The organism is Myxococcales bacterium, assembly GCA_016699535.1.
Classification (GTDB): domain Bacteria; phylum Myxococcota_A; class Polyangia; order Polyangiales.
In genome coordinates this window covers 616,621-629,136 of sequence record CP064980.1, presented here as the reverse complement: position 1 = coordinate 629,136, position 12,516 = coordinate 616,621, and the positions used below count along the sequence as shown (strand labels likewise).

Genomic DNA, 12,516 nt, shown 5'->3' with positions numbered 1-12,516 from the left:
CTAACTTCCCGATGAGATCTGGAGCTTTTCGCCAAAGAAGGCGCCAAACAAAGTCCACATCGCCCCAAGCAAGCCGACGACAAGATACGCCAACAGTGATGAGTCAAATCCTTCGGGCGTGATCAGCATTTGATAGATGATCGTGGGTCCAAGCACAACCAACGCGCCGACCGCAGGTTCCATAAAGGTTTTTCCTGGTGAAACGACACCAACAATGATGCCTCCTACAAACCAAATGCCAACGGCAACCACCAATCCCGTGATACCCATCGGATCAAACGGTGTGATCAAAATAGGCAACACAACAAGTACCAGGATCTCCACGACCAAAAAGGCGATGGCTGAGCCGGCTACCCATCGCCAATCGAAGCCATCTTGTTGGTAGCGACGGTGCTCGCCTTCATCGCTTGCGTACTCTGCCGTGGTCATCATGAGTTTTGCGCCGCAGGAAACACAGCGCTGGCTGCCAGCTTCGTTGCTGAAGCCGCACATCGGACAGGTGATTGGTTCTTCTTGTGCCATGGGTTGCTCTCTCCTTAGAAGGCCTTTTCCGCGTTGCTGAGGTGCAAATACCTTCATCCTATAGGGATGACGCTTCAAATCTTATAAAAAACAGTGCCTCCTGTCATTACTTTGGTAGTGCGGTCAGGTCCTTTGGCCCTAAAAGCTGCCCAAATTCTCTTGACTGGACGCTGGTGCGGGCCTAGAAGCGAGCTCTAATGCCGCGTTTTATCGATGAACTCAAACGAAGCCACAGCTGCGGTGCGCTGCGGGCCCAGGACGTAGATAAAGAGGTTATCCTTTTTGGCTGGGTTGCAGGTCGGCGAGACCACGGTGGCTGTATTTTTATTGATTTACGTGACCGTGAAGGCGTCACGCAGGTCGTTTTTGACCCATCGGTCGGCGAGCAGGCCTTCAAGGTAGCCGATGCCGCTCGCGGTGAATGGGTGCTGGGTCTACGAGGCAAGGTCCGCGATCGGGGCGAGATGAAGAATCCGAAGCTCGCCACTGGGGACATCGAAGTGCTTGCCGAGGAAATCACAGTCTTCAACAAAAGCGAAACGCCGCCATTTCTGATTGAAGACAACATCGATACCAACGAGGAAAAACGCCTCGAATATCGTTTTTTGGATTTACGGCGCCCGGTGTTGCAACGGAACTTGCGCGCGCGGCATCAGATCGCTCATAGCACGCGCAACTATTTAAGTGACCTTGGTTTTATGGAGGTCGAAACACCGTTTATGGTTAAGTACACCCCAGGTGGTGCACGCAATTTTTTGGTGCCATCACGGCATCATACCGGCAAGTTCTATGCCCTGGCTGAAAGTCCTCAGCTCTTTAAGCAGTTGCTCATGGTAGCCGGCTTCGATCGCTATTTTCAGATTGTGAAATGTTTTCGTGACGAAGATATGCGTCTTGACCGGCAGCCCGAGTTTACCCAAATCGATATTGAGATGAGTTTTATCAATCAAGAAGATCTCTTTACGGCCATTGAAGGTCTGATCTTTAAGGTTTTCGCTAACGTACTCGGTGTTGACCTGAAGGAAAAATATCCGTCAGGGACTTTTCCGCGTCTTGATTTCGATGAATCGATGCGTCGTTTTGGAAATGACAAACCCGATACGCGGTTTGGGCTAGAGCAAAGTGATTTGACTTCCCTGGTGGTCGAGCACCAAGGCGGGGGCATCCCAATGCTCGAGCCGCTCGCCAAGAAATTTGCGGCTGGTGAGTATCGTATCGAGCTGCCTCGGGAAATCGTCAAAGCCATGGTAGTTCCGGCTTCGGCCAATTTTTCGCGGTCTGACATCGAAAAACTCGAAAAGTATGTGGTTTCCATGGGTGCAAAGGGCTTGGCTCGCGCAAAGGTCGATGACGATGGAAACTGGGTGCAAAGCCCACTGGCCAAAAACGTAACCGATGCTTTTCGTGAGGCCGTAAACAAAGCAGTGGACGCCAAGTCTGGCGATCTTATTCTGTTTCAGTTTGGTCCAGCGGCTACCGTGCACACGGTGATGGCGAATTTACGTGTGCATTTAGCTAAAAAGCTTGGCTTGATTCCTGAGTTTGGCTCAGACGGCAAGTGGAACTTGCTGTGGGTGGTCAATCCGCCTCTCTTTGAGTACGACGAAGATGGCAAGCGCTGGGTTGCTGCGCATCATCCCTTCACTCAGCCGCACGAACAGAGTGTGGAGAAACTTAGCAGCGATCCGGGCATGGTAAAGTGCTTTCGCTATGACCTTGTTTTAAATGGCTTTGAGATTGCTGGTGGTTCAATACGTCTGCACGATCCAGAGATACAGTCCAAAGTATTTTCAGCGCTTGGTATTGCTGCCGAAGAGGCTGAAGCGAAGTTTGGGTTTTTGCTCAAAGCCTTGAGGTACGGAGCACCGCCACACGGTGGAATTGCCGTGGGCATGGACCGCTTGGTGATGCTTCTTACCGAGACCGAATCTCTTCGTGATGTGATCGCGTTTCCCAAGACACAGAAAGCAAGTGATTTGATGACGGGTGCTCCTGATCATGTGAGTCCTGAGCAGCTAGCCGAGATAAAAATCCGAACCTTAGAATGAGCGGAAAAAAAATAATTACCGTTGCCGGAGCAGGCGGCGTGGTGGGCAAGCATCTCATTGCTCAAGCGCGTAAGCAGGGCTTCCGCTTGAGGGCACTTTCACGGCGCCTCGATCCAGGACTGTCAAAAGATGTCGAGGTCTTTGAATGGCACCCTCATGATGGTGCCGTCCAACAAAGTATCGTCGAAGCGCTCGAAGGTGCCAGTATTGTGGCGAATCTTGCGGGTGCTTCAATTGGCAATGGAAAACTCGATGCGGATGCCAAAGAAAAGATATTGAAAAGCCGTATTGATGCGACAAACGCGCTGGGTTCTGCTTTTGAGCAGTGTAAAAATCCGCCTCGTGTTTGGTTGCAGGCTTCTGCGGTGGGTTACTATGGCGATACAGGTGAGCGCACCGTAACGGAACAAAGTGCAGCAGCGAGTGATTGGTTTTTGGCAGATGTTTGCAAACAATGGGAGGCGCAAGCACGCCATGTCGAAGAGGCGCACCGGGAAACGTTGCGCATGGTGATAGGGCGCATCGGAATCGTTCTTGCTGAAGATGCCCCAGCCTGGAACAAAATGCTTTTGCCTATAAAGCTTGGTGTTGGCGGCAAACTTGGTTCAGGCAAGCAATGGTATCCGTGGATTGACGCCGACGATCTTGCACGTGCGTTTTTGTTTTTGGCAGAACGCGAACAGTCCGAGGGGATCTACAATCTCACTGCCGCTCAACCTGTTCGACAAAAAGATCTGGCAAAACAAACAGCGAGGAAAATTAGACGACCTGCCATCTTTCCTGCGCCAGCCTTTGCTCTACGCGCTTTGCTTGGCGAAACTGCCGATGCCCTCGTTCTTGCAAGCTGCAAAGCACTGCCAACCCGACTTTTAGAATCTGGTTTTGTCTTTGAGCAGCCCGATATCGAATCGGAGTTAGCTAAGTTTTTTGGCTAGGCTAGCAAATCAAACTCTTGGCCGATGCCTTTTTCTTTGGCACGTTGGTAAACGATAGCTGCAACAGCTAAGTCTTGTACGCCAAGGCCGGTGGAATCAAAGATCGTGATTTCATTGCCTTTGCGTCCTTCTGATTTGCCAGCGATGACTTGGCCAAGGTTGCCCGCAATTTGATCCACTTTGAACAGCTTTTGAGAAAGCGCCACATTGATTTCGCCACTGTGGCTGCCTTGTTCAAGGTCATCGACAAAGACGCGTCCATCGTTGAGAATCTGAGGGTCGAGCTCTTGTTTTCCAGCAGCATCTGCTCCCATCGCGTTGATGTGCGCGCCGTCTTTAACCAAGCGCGTTTGACCACAAAGCTTCGCGCTGGTGTGGTGGTAACGATAATGTCTGCACCTGAAGCTTGCTCAAGGGAGACCGCTTTTCCGCCGACTTCAGCGGCAAAGGCCTTGGCAGCCGCTTCGTTTTTATCGGCACACAGAATTTCAAGATTCTCAAAGTAAATTTTATGCGCTTCCAGAGCAAAATGAGCTTGCACGCCGCAACCTACAAAACCAATGCTCTTGGCGTCTTTATGGGCAAGGTGCTTTGATGCTACGCCGGCAGCGGCACCTGTTCGAAAAGCTGTTAGCAAAGAGGCGTCCATGAAAGCCAAAGGCAAAGCGTTTTTTGGATCGCTCAAAAGAAAGCTTCCAAGTACCACGGGCAACTTGTATTTCTCGGGGTTGTCCGTGTGAACATTGATCCATTTGATTCCCGCGTTGCCGTCCATGTACGAAGGCATGGCTCGGAAATCACCATGGTACTGAGGCAATTCCAAATAAACCTTGCAAGGCATCTGGGTTTGACCTTGCCCATGGGCCTCAAACGCTTTTTCGACAGCGTCAAAAGCGTCTTTCATACTCAAAAGTGCGCGAACATTGCTTTTATTTAGTAAGAGTGTGCTCATGGGCGCGGAGTGTACTATTCCTGAGATGAAAAGCCATAGCTTTCGCTTCCTAGCGATGCTCTTTTCTGGGCTGCTGCCCTTTGTGGCATTTCTCTGGCACGCCTCGGCTTATGGCTACTGGCTCGATGGCGCCGAGTTCGTCGCGGTAAGTTGGAAACTCGGGATCGCCCATCCTCCGGGGCATCCACTGGCTGCCTTGTGCGGCAACCTCTTTCGTTTCTTGCCCTTCGGTCCGATTGCCCTGCGTATCGCGTGGGCGTCGGCTTTTTTCGCTGCTGCAAGTGCTTGCTTTTTATACCTGCTATTTGAGCGGCAACTTGTGTGGCTTGGCTTTCGCGCGCAACTGCCACGCACGGTGCTGTGTGTGATCGCCAGTTGGTGGACGGTCATGTCCTTTGGCTGGGCCTTTCAGGGACTTCGTCCTGAGGTCTATGCGCTTCAAGCTTTTCTGAGCTGTTTTATCTTAGAGCGCGCAACAGCGATTGAATTTCACGGGGGCAAGCATGCAAAGGCCCTATTATCGCTTGCTTTTGCGATGGGTTTGGCGCTGTGCAACCATCACTTCTTGGCGTTGGTCATGCTGCCTGCGCTTGTTCCAACCCTGTACTCGGCGTGGATCCAGCTCGGGCCGAAGCTACTTCGACGCGGCATTGCAGCGGGCCTGCTGGGCCTTGCAATCTACGTCTATTTGCCGCTCCGCGCGCTGGCAGGGAGCGAGCCCCGATTGGGCAATCCGACAAATCTAGCCAATTTTTGGTGGGTCATTACGGCCAAAGCCTTTCAAAAAAACACCGGCGACGGAGTGCCTCAGCCACTGCTGGAACGCTTCTTCGATGTCGTTGTGGTGTTGGTGCAAAGCTTGAATGGTGCAGTGGTAATTCTCGCGCTTCTGGGCCTTTACGTCCTGTGCCGGGTGCCGGCTGCGCGTCGCTACGCCTATCTTTGGGCCATGCTTTTAGGCACGTGTGTGATGGCAAGAGCTTGGCTTGGTTTTGTCCGTTCGAACCCCGATGCTTTGGGATATCTTGCGCTGGCGCATATTGCGCTCGTTGTGCTCGCCCTTTGTTTTGTGGCGACGCTATTTCGTTTAGCTCAAGAGCGCAGCTACAACTTGAGTGGAACAAAATATGCCGTGGCTTGGGCCTTGTTGCTTATGCTTACCGCATACGGAAGTTGGACGAAAGTCGCGCATGCGAGTTTAAAAGACTTTGCTGCAACCGACACTTTGCTGCAAGGGCGCTACCGTGACCTGCCTCCCAGTGCCGTTGTGGTTGCGCATGCCCCTCAAACTATTTTTCAGTATTGGGGCGCTGAGGCCGAACAGAACACTCGACCGGACGTGACGATTTTGCCGAGTCCCTTTTTAAGCTATCCACAACTCAGCGACGATCTTGCGGCTCAAGCACCCTATCTTTCCGAGCTTTTAGACACCTACGCTGCCGCGCAACGTTACGCACCGTCACTATTAGAAAGCTTAGCAGCAGAGTATCCGGTGTTTGTCGAACTCGATCCCAGAGTTCTACCTGACTTAGTTCCGCAGCTCGCTCCCTGGGGATTGCTTTATCGCGTTGTGCCGGGCGGAAGCACGAGTACGGATGTCGAAATAGCAGCCCGCAGTCAACAAGACTATTTTAGGCAACTCGATGCGGAAATTGCTTCGGGCAAACAGGAAACAGAAACGCGCAGGCAACTGTTGTGGTTCCACTACATGGACGCTCTGTTTTACGCAGCAGCAGTTGAACCCGAATTGGCGGAAGCTTCCGTGGATGCCGGTCTAGAGCTTGAACCCTTAGCGCAGCAACTCAACGACTTGAAAAAAGCGCTACAAAAACAATCTCCAGGCAAAGATCTCGATATTAGGCCGTTCCTTCCCAATTGAAATTTCGTTATTAACTATATGACTTTATAAAGTTATTTTACTTTGTACCCCTACAAATGTTCATGTGTTAGAGTCGGCGAGTGATTGGACGTTTAAACGGTGTCATCGAAGAGAGAGCCGATGATGGTTGTTGCCTGATCGATGTCAACGGTGTGGGCTATGAAGTCTTTGTTCCGCTTGGAGCACTTGGCAGATTGCCTGATCAAAACAAAAAAACCACCCTCTATATTCATACACATGTTCGTGAAGATGCGCTGACACTTTACGGTTTTGATAGCTCTGAGAATCGCGAGGCGTTTCGGATTTTGCTCTCGGTGAGTGGCGTGGGTCCTCGAGTGGCCATGGCCATTTTAGGAAAGATGCAATCCTCCGATCTGGCTGCAGCAGTGCATCGCACCGACCCTGCGCCCTTCAAAGGCATTCCTGGTGTTGGGAAAAAAACAGTAGATCGTTTGTTGCTCGAACTTCGTGACAAATTGATCCATTTGCTCAATCCTAGTGCTGGATCTGTAGCGCAATCCAACACCATAAATGGCAAACAGGATGACCCGCTAAGACAACTTGCTGAAGCTTTAATGCATATGGGCTATAAGCGAACGCAGGCTGTGCAAGCTGTAAGCGCGATTGCACCTTCGGCTGACGGCAAAGCCATGGAAACCCTTTTGCGTGAGGCCTTAGCAACCCTTGCATAGATTATTTGGTTGAAACATGACTGTAGTTGAAACACCCATACGCGCGATAAGCGCCGAAGCACAGCTTGAAGATCACGACTATGATCTAACGCTTCGGCCCGATCACTTTGCTGATTTTACCGGACAAGAAAAGCTGTGTGACAACCTAAAGATTTTTGTTCAAGCCGCGAAGAAACGCGCTGAGCCTTTAGATCATATTCTTTTTTGCGGGCCTCCTGGCCTGGGTAAAACGACGCTCAGTCATATTTTATCCTCGGAGCTTGGAGTCAACATGGTAAGCGCTTCGGGCCCAGCCATTGAGCATAAAGGTCAGCTTGCCACCTTGCTCACCAAGCTCGAGACACGCGATGTTCTTTTCATTGACGAGATTCATCGGCTCTCACCTGTCATTGAAGAGAATCTTTATACGGCCATGGAAGATTTTCGCATTGATGTCGTTCAAGGTGATGGTGCTTACGCTACCACGCTTCAGCTGCGACTTGCGCCCTTTACCCTTGTGGGCGCAACAACACGTACCGGGCTTTTAACCAGTCCCTTGCTCTCGCGTTTCGGCTACGTCGCGCGCATGGAATACTATTCCGCGGATGCACTTAGCACCATTGTTGCGCGCAGTGCGCGTCTGCTCGATGTTCATATTGAAAAGAATGCAGCTGGTGAAATAGCAAGACGTTCTCGAGGAACGCCTCGAGTAGCCAATCGTTTACTGCGCAGAGCGCGCGACTTTGCAGAAGTACTCGGCGATGGAAGCATTAGTCTTTCTACGGCCAAAGATGCGCTTAGCCGTTTAGATGTTGATAATGCAGGCCTTGAAAGCATGGATCGTCGCTTTTTGCAGGTGATTATCGAACACTACAAAGGTGGCCCAGTGGGTATCGAAACATTGGCTGCTGCACTGAGTGAGCCACGTGACACTCTGGAAGATGTTTACGAGCCCTACTTAATTCAACAAGGCTTTTTAGCACGCACGGCACGTGGTCGTGTAGTGACGGAGCATGCCTACACACACCTTGGCTTACCCATTCCTGTTCGACAACAGGAAGGATTGTTCTAATTCGCTTACACTTAGTCTATGAGCAAGGGTCAAGCATTTCCGCATACGCGGGATGTTTATGCAAATCTATTGCGCGATACCCGCGGTTTGCGTCGCGATTATGCGATTGCTCGTGAGACTTGGTTTGCTGAACTTGAGTTAGATCAAAAAGAGCAAGCTCTGTTTGAACTCGAAATGATGCTCAAGGGCATGGTGTGTTTTGCCAATCGTCGAAACCATCCTGGCGCGGAGCCCCAATATGCTCCGGTCAGCCAGGACTATCATGATGAGCTTTCAATCGTACACGACGTTCTGCGACAATGTGTAGGTAGCGTTCGAACACTCTTAGGTGAGCGTGATAAAGCGTTCAGTTTTTTTCGTTATCTGGAAAGTGTCATCCCCGATGACGGCGCGCGTAACAAGTTGCTTCACGAGCAACTTGAACAACATACGCCAGAAGAAGCGCTGTTTTTGTTGCGTCATGCTTTTTCAGGCTATCTAGAAATGACGGACGGCATGCTGCGCGCCGGTAGGGTTTCGCACAAAGCGTTTCATGCTGTGCATCAGACCATCACTCGTGAAATCGGCCGGAATATCTATTTCAATCCTCTGATTGCTTTGGAATTCCGAGCTGAGTTTGATCGCATTCGACACCCAAGAATCTTGGATCTTTTACAGGAAATGGAATCCGAGACCGCTCATAAAGTAGTGGCTTTGACTTTCCTCACACTCTTTCGCTCGCTTCGCTACATTGGTTATTTGGAGCTGTATGCCTCCAATCCAGATGCAATCGAGCGAAGCTATGTTGTGCTTGCTGTGCTTCGCAGTGATTTAAGGGCGCTGTCGACCTTCTTGGGCAACAGTTCAGCGCTGGCAGTGGCGGAGGGTTTTGAAAGGGAACTTCTTAGTTTACCGGCTCTGGAACTAAAAGAATTTTATGACGATCTCTCCCGTATTGGAAGCACTCTTTTGGTATTGCGAGATGCGCTTGGTGCCCTTTCTGGAATGTTAGATCTCGAGATCGGGCGCATCTTTGAATACGAGATACCCTCTTTACAGAAAGAGATGGATCTTCAAGAGCGTAGCACAAAGCTTATGCTGGTCTCTGCGCAACTTCGCTCGCTCATGTACCATGCTGTTCGTACCGTATGCTCCCATTTGCAACCAGAGCTTGAGCCACTTGATTTAAGCCAAGATGATGAACTGCGACGAATTGGCAGTATACGTCTTCGTCGTGATGTTTGGATGCTAATTCAAATCATACGTGCCTTTGTTACAAAAGCAGAGGAAGTCCAGATGAGCGAGCACGCTTGGGAAGGCTTTGGCCACTTTGGTTTTGTGCAAGAGTTCATGCAGTATTTCCGTTCCATCGGCTATCAGCTTATGCGCATGAACGACTATCAAGGTTTGGATCCTTTTCTCGACAGCTTAAAAGAGCTGAGTCGAAGTGATCTTCTTGATAAGCACAGGCTTGCTCGAACGGTCGATGAATGCAAAGCATTCAGGGACTATTTAGAAGGTCTGTTTGATAGCATATGCAAACGTGCCGATCTCAAAGATTCGCCTTTCAACAAGCAAGAAGCCGTCCGCACCCTCCGTCTGTACCTACAACACGCATAAGCTACGAGCGCTTGTCGCATCCTGTTGACATGGGTACCCAAGTGCTAGGGTCATAACACACCGCTACATGAATAGGCAACGAAGATGCGACTTAATATCGTTAGAAAACAATAACTTAGTGAAAAGTTTTTATGGCACAATCCTTGCTTCGTATTTGTACGAGGCTAACCATGGACTTACATTACACGCCACAGATTTCCTTTGTGCGACGATCAGTTGCCACATTGCTTTTGTGCCTTCTTGCTTTTGTGGGCCCTGGATTCATGGCTTGCTCGGCGAATCCAAGCGGTGAAGAGCTTGGGGCCTCCGATGGTGCTGCTGTATCCGATTTCTTGGCTGCCCTTCGTGGCGTAGACTCTGAATCTTTTAAAGATGCCTTGATTTTAGAGATGATGTACTCGGGGATGAAACTCCGCAATCCTCAGGGAATTGCATCCAAAGCGTTGATTCGACAAGCGTCTGAGCAACTGTTTAACACCGACGATTCAATGGCCTCTGAGCATCAGCCTATCGAACGCCTTGCAAGAAATGTGGCATTGTTATTTACAACACCCTTTCCTTCTATCGAAGCATGCGTTGCCGAGCATGTCCAGTCCGTAGCGAGTTTAACTCTTGATGATGCATGCGATGAAGCGTTGCAAGACGAAATGCTTGTGCCGATCCTTAGTGACCCTTCTTCTGTGATAGAGCCCGTCATAGAGAATGCATCGCAAGGTATCATTGCTTTCATAGGCCGAGAGACGGGAGCCTCTGGCATAGCTTCCTTGTTGAGGACTGCCCTCTCTGAGCATATTTTCCCCGAAAACTCTACGGGACTTGCCATTCATGCAGACGCTAACAATCCCGTTGTTTTGTCCCACATTTTCTCTGAACTTTTTTCCGTCAGCAAGGCTCATGCCCAAGGCGTTGGTGTACTTGAAACAATAGGAGTCTTGCTTCTCGTTGCGCTCGTCGCGATTGGTATGGTGTTAGCTGCCCAAAACTATCTTGTTTCAAGAGGGATTCTTTCATCAACTTTGATCAGTGCTCCATCCTTCAGTTTTAACTTCGCAAGGGTGTTTTCATCTGATCAGAAAACGATTGAGACTGCGGCTGCTGCCCAGACTTATCTGTATCAAGGCTCAACTTTAGCATTTGAAGATAGTGAGGACTTTCTTAGCTGGGCATATACGGAATCGCAAGCATTGCAGCAAAGCGGTACATCCCTTTCTGAACTGGAAGCGCTGACTACGTCATTTTATCAAAGTTTGGGCGATGGTTTAGCCATTCTGTCTTCTTCACGGGTCGTAAACATCGACCTCGGCTTGCCCAATGTGCACACACCCGAGGACCTTGAACAATGGCTGAGAGGGCAACTTGAAGGCGGTTTGGCCAATCCGGAAGAGTTGGCCAAAATTCTTGAAGAAATTATAAGAAAGCTTCACGAAGCAATCGCAGGCATTCAACAACGATTGCGTGAATGTGTAGAAGACGGGTCTGGTGAAGAATGCGATACTGTAAGCGAAGAGTACTATGCGGCCCTTGCGTTGTTGAATGTGATCGGTGCCATTCTTTTTGATTTTGCTCTAGAGAATCGAGACAATGAAACGAAATGCATGCTTGGCCAAGCTTTCTGTAGTGTACTGTCGCCCGCTTTAGAAGACCTTGGGCTAATTCTTAGAGACTTTGCAGACGAGATTAGTCTGGGAGGAGAGGCTATCACCCTATTTGATGAATGGATGACGCGAATAACCTACGGGGATGCCAATCTCGGGATCAACGGCGCCAAGCACTATGAAACAAACCAATATTTTTTGAGACACTATACGGCTTCGGTAGCGACCACTCCTAATTATTTAGCCACGATATTTTGTGATTGGAAAGACAAGTTTTGTGAATAGTTGCTTCGTTGTGCTGTAGCAGCGAAGCCGTAACATTCTTTTTGCGCTTGCCAGTATCAAAGGAAGGACTACAAGCTTGAGCCTTCAAACACGAGGACAGCCGGGCCCCGCATGAGGGTCGGGCTGTTTTCTTTGCCAGTTTGAATATGGAGTGATCCTCCAGGTAGATCGACTTGGATAGAAGTGTTTCCATCTGCGCGTTTGGTTTGGACAGCCGCAGCCGCGGCCGCACACGCGCCTGTCCCGCAGGCTTGTGTCCAGCCAGCTCCACGCTCATAGACATGCAAACGTAGATGCTGAGCCGCAAGCACTTGGGCGAAGCCGACGTTTGCGCCTTTGGGAAATAGTTCGTGGTTTTGAATTTGAGGGGCTAGCTTTATGCGCTGCTCTTTTGAAATATCATCAAAACAAACGGCGTGAGGATTACCCATCGAAACAGCAGTGAGTTTCAGAGGAGTTTGCTCGATGCAAAACTCTTGATCGATTAATTTGTTCGGCTGACTCAAGAGGATAGCGGAGGCTTCAAACGATGGCGTCTGCATCTGTACTTGCACTTCTGCTTCTGTTGGACTTTGTATCTTTACCTTAACTTCGTGAATGCCTGCATCGGTATCGATTTGAAAAACAGCATCGGCTATGGTTTCAGTGCGACGAATGTGAAAGGCCGCGCAGCGAATGCCGTTTCCACACATTTCAGGAATGGAGCCATCGGAGTTGATGACCCGCATGTAGGGAAGTGAATTTCGCTGCGTGATAAACAAAACGCCATCTGCACCGATTCCACGGTGGCGGTCACACAACGCGATGACTTCTTCGGGACTAAAGTGCTCAGACCCCTCGAAAAGAATAAAATCGTTTCCAAGACCGTGGTATTTGTAAAAATGATGTTGAGCGAAAGTCATAGCGTTGTCGTTGTATTTGAAGCGATTAAAGTACTTTGCCATAGCGCTTCAAAAGA

At 49.9% G+C, this 12,516-nt stretch carries 9 protein-coding genes and 1 pseudogene; 7 read left to right on the top strand and 3 right to left on the bottom strand.

The features are described 5' to 3' along the window. Nucleotides 1-522 (bottom strand): zinc finger Ran-binding domain-containing family 2 protein, encoded by a 522-nt coding sequence (locus tag IPJ88_03125; protein ID QQR90745.1) that lies wholly within the window; start codon nt 520-522, stop codon nt 1-3. A 197-nt stretch (nt 523-719) separates the two neighbouring features. On the opposite strand from IPJ88_03125, the gene aspS reads away from it, so the two are divergent. Together aspS and IPJ88_03115 are read left to right on the top strand one after the other, a co-directional pair. Then, nucleotides 720-2,570 carry an aspartate--tRNA ligase gene (gene aspS, locus IPJ88_03120; GenBank protein QQR90744.1) on the top strand — a complete coding sequence of 617 codons (1,851 nt, stop codon included), beginning with the start codon at nt 720-722 and terminating at the stop codon, nt 2,568-2,570. Further along, nucleotides 2,567-3,505 (top strand): TIGR01777 family protein, encoded by a 939-nt coding sequence (locus tag IPJ88_03115; protein QQR90743.1) that lies wholly within the window; start codon nt 2,567-2,569, stop codon nt 3,503-3,505. Before aspS ends, IPJ88_03115 begins: the two co-directional genes overlap by 4 nt. Here the strand turns inward: IPJ88_03115 and IPJ88_03110 are convergent. Beyond that, nucleotides 3,502-4,457, bottom strand: a pseudogene (locus IPJ88_03110) (ornithine cyclodeaminase family protein). The gene IPJ88_03115 and the pseudogene IPJ88_03110 overlap by 4 nt on opposite strands. On the opposite strand from IPJ88_03110, the gene IPJ88_03105 reads away from it, so the two are divergent. From IPJ88_03105 to IPJ88_03085, 5 genes are all read left to right on the top strand, one after another. Beyond that, nucleotides 4,456-6,336 (top strand): DUF2723 domain-containing protein, encoded by a 1,881-nt coding sequence (locus tag IPJ88_03105; protein QQR90742.1) that lies wholly within the window; start codon nt 4,456-4,458, stop codon nt 6,334-6,336. The pseudogene IPJ88_03110 and the gene IPJ88_03105 sit on opposite strands and share 2 nt — an antisense overlap. 80 nt (nt 6,337-6,416) lie before the next feature. Next, the gene (gene ruvA, locus IPJ88_03100) at nt 6,417-7,028 is read left to right on the top strand and encodes a Holliday junction branch migration protein RuvA (GenBank protein QQR90741.1); all 612 of its coding nucleotides are present in this window, start codon (nt 6,417-6,419) and stop codon (nt 7,026-7,028) included. A 16-nt stretch (nt 7,029-7,044) separates the two neighbouring features. Continuing rightward, a complete protein-coding gene (ruvB, locus tag IPJ88_03095; protein ID QQR90740.1) occupies nt 7,045-8,079 on the top strand; it encodes a Holliday junction branch migration DNA helicase RuvB in 1,035 nt (344 codons plus the stop codon). 18 nt (nt 8,080-8,097) lie between these two features. After that, entirely contained in the window at nt 8,098-9,678 is a 1,581-nt protein-coding gene (locus IPJ88_03090; GenBank protein QQR90739.1) for a hypothetical protein, read from the top strand. Nucleotides 9,679-9,848: 170 nt separating this feature from the next. After that, nucleotides 9,849-11,558 carry a hypothetical protein gene (locus IPJ88_03085; GenBank protein QQR90738.1) on the top strand — a complete coding sequence of 570 codons (1,710 nt, stop codon included), beginning with the start codon at nt 9,849-9,851 and terminating at the stop codon, nt 11,556-11,558. A 68-nt stretch (nt 11,559-11,626) separates the two neighbouring features. Here IPJ88_03085 and IPJ88_03080 read toward each other — a convergent pair whose 3' ends face one another. Beyond that, the gene (locus IPJ88_03080) at nt 11,627-12,502 is read right to left on the bottom strand and encodes a diaminopimelate epimerase (GenBank protein ID QQR90737.1); all 876 of its coding nucleotides are present in this window, start codon (nt 12,500-12,502) and stop codon (nt 11,627-11,629) included. Between the last annotated feature and the right edge of the window lie 14 nt (nt 12,503-12,516).

Coding starts and splice junctions, on each gene's coding strand:
- IPJ88_03080 (QQR90737.1), bottom strand. CDS start 12,502: ATGGCAAAGTACTTTAATCGCTTCAAATACAACGACAACGCTATGACT.
- IPJ88_03125 (QQR90745.1), bottom strand. CDS start 522: ATGGCACAAGAAGAACCAATCACCTGTCCGATGTGCGGCTTCAGCAAC.
- IPJ88_03085 (QQR90738.1), top strand. CDS start 9,849: ATGGACTTACATTACACGCCACAGATTTCCTTTGTGCGACGATCAGTT.
- IPJ88_03115 (QQR90743.1), top strand. CDS start 2,567: ATGAGCGGAAAAAAAATAATTACCGTTGCCGGAGCAGGCGGCGTGGTG.
- IPJ88_03105 (QQR90742.1), top strand. CDS start 4,456: ATGGGCGCGGAGTGTACTATTCCTGAGATGAAAAGCCATAGCTTTCGC.
- aspS (QQR90744.1), top strand. CDS start 720: ATGCCGCGTTTTATCGATGAACTCAAACGAAGCCACAGCTGCGGTGCG.
- IPJ88_03090 (QQR90739.1), top strand. CDS start 8,098: ATGAGCAAGGGTCAAGCATTTCCGCATACGCGGGATGTTTATGCAAAT.
- ruvB (QQR90740.1), top strand. CDS start 7,045: ATGACTGTAGTTGAAACACCCATACGCGCGATAAGCGCCGAAGCACAG.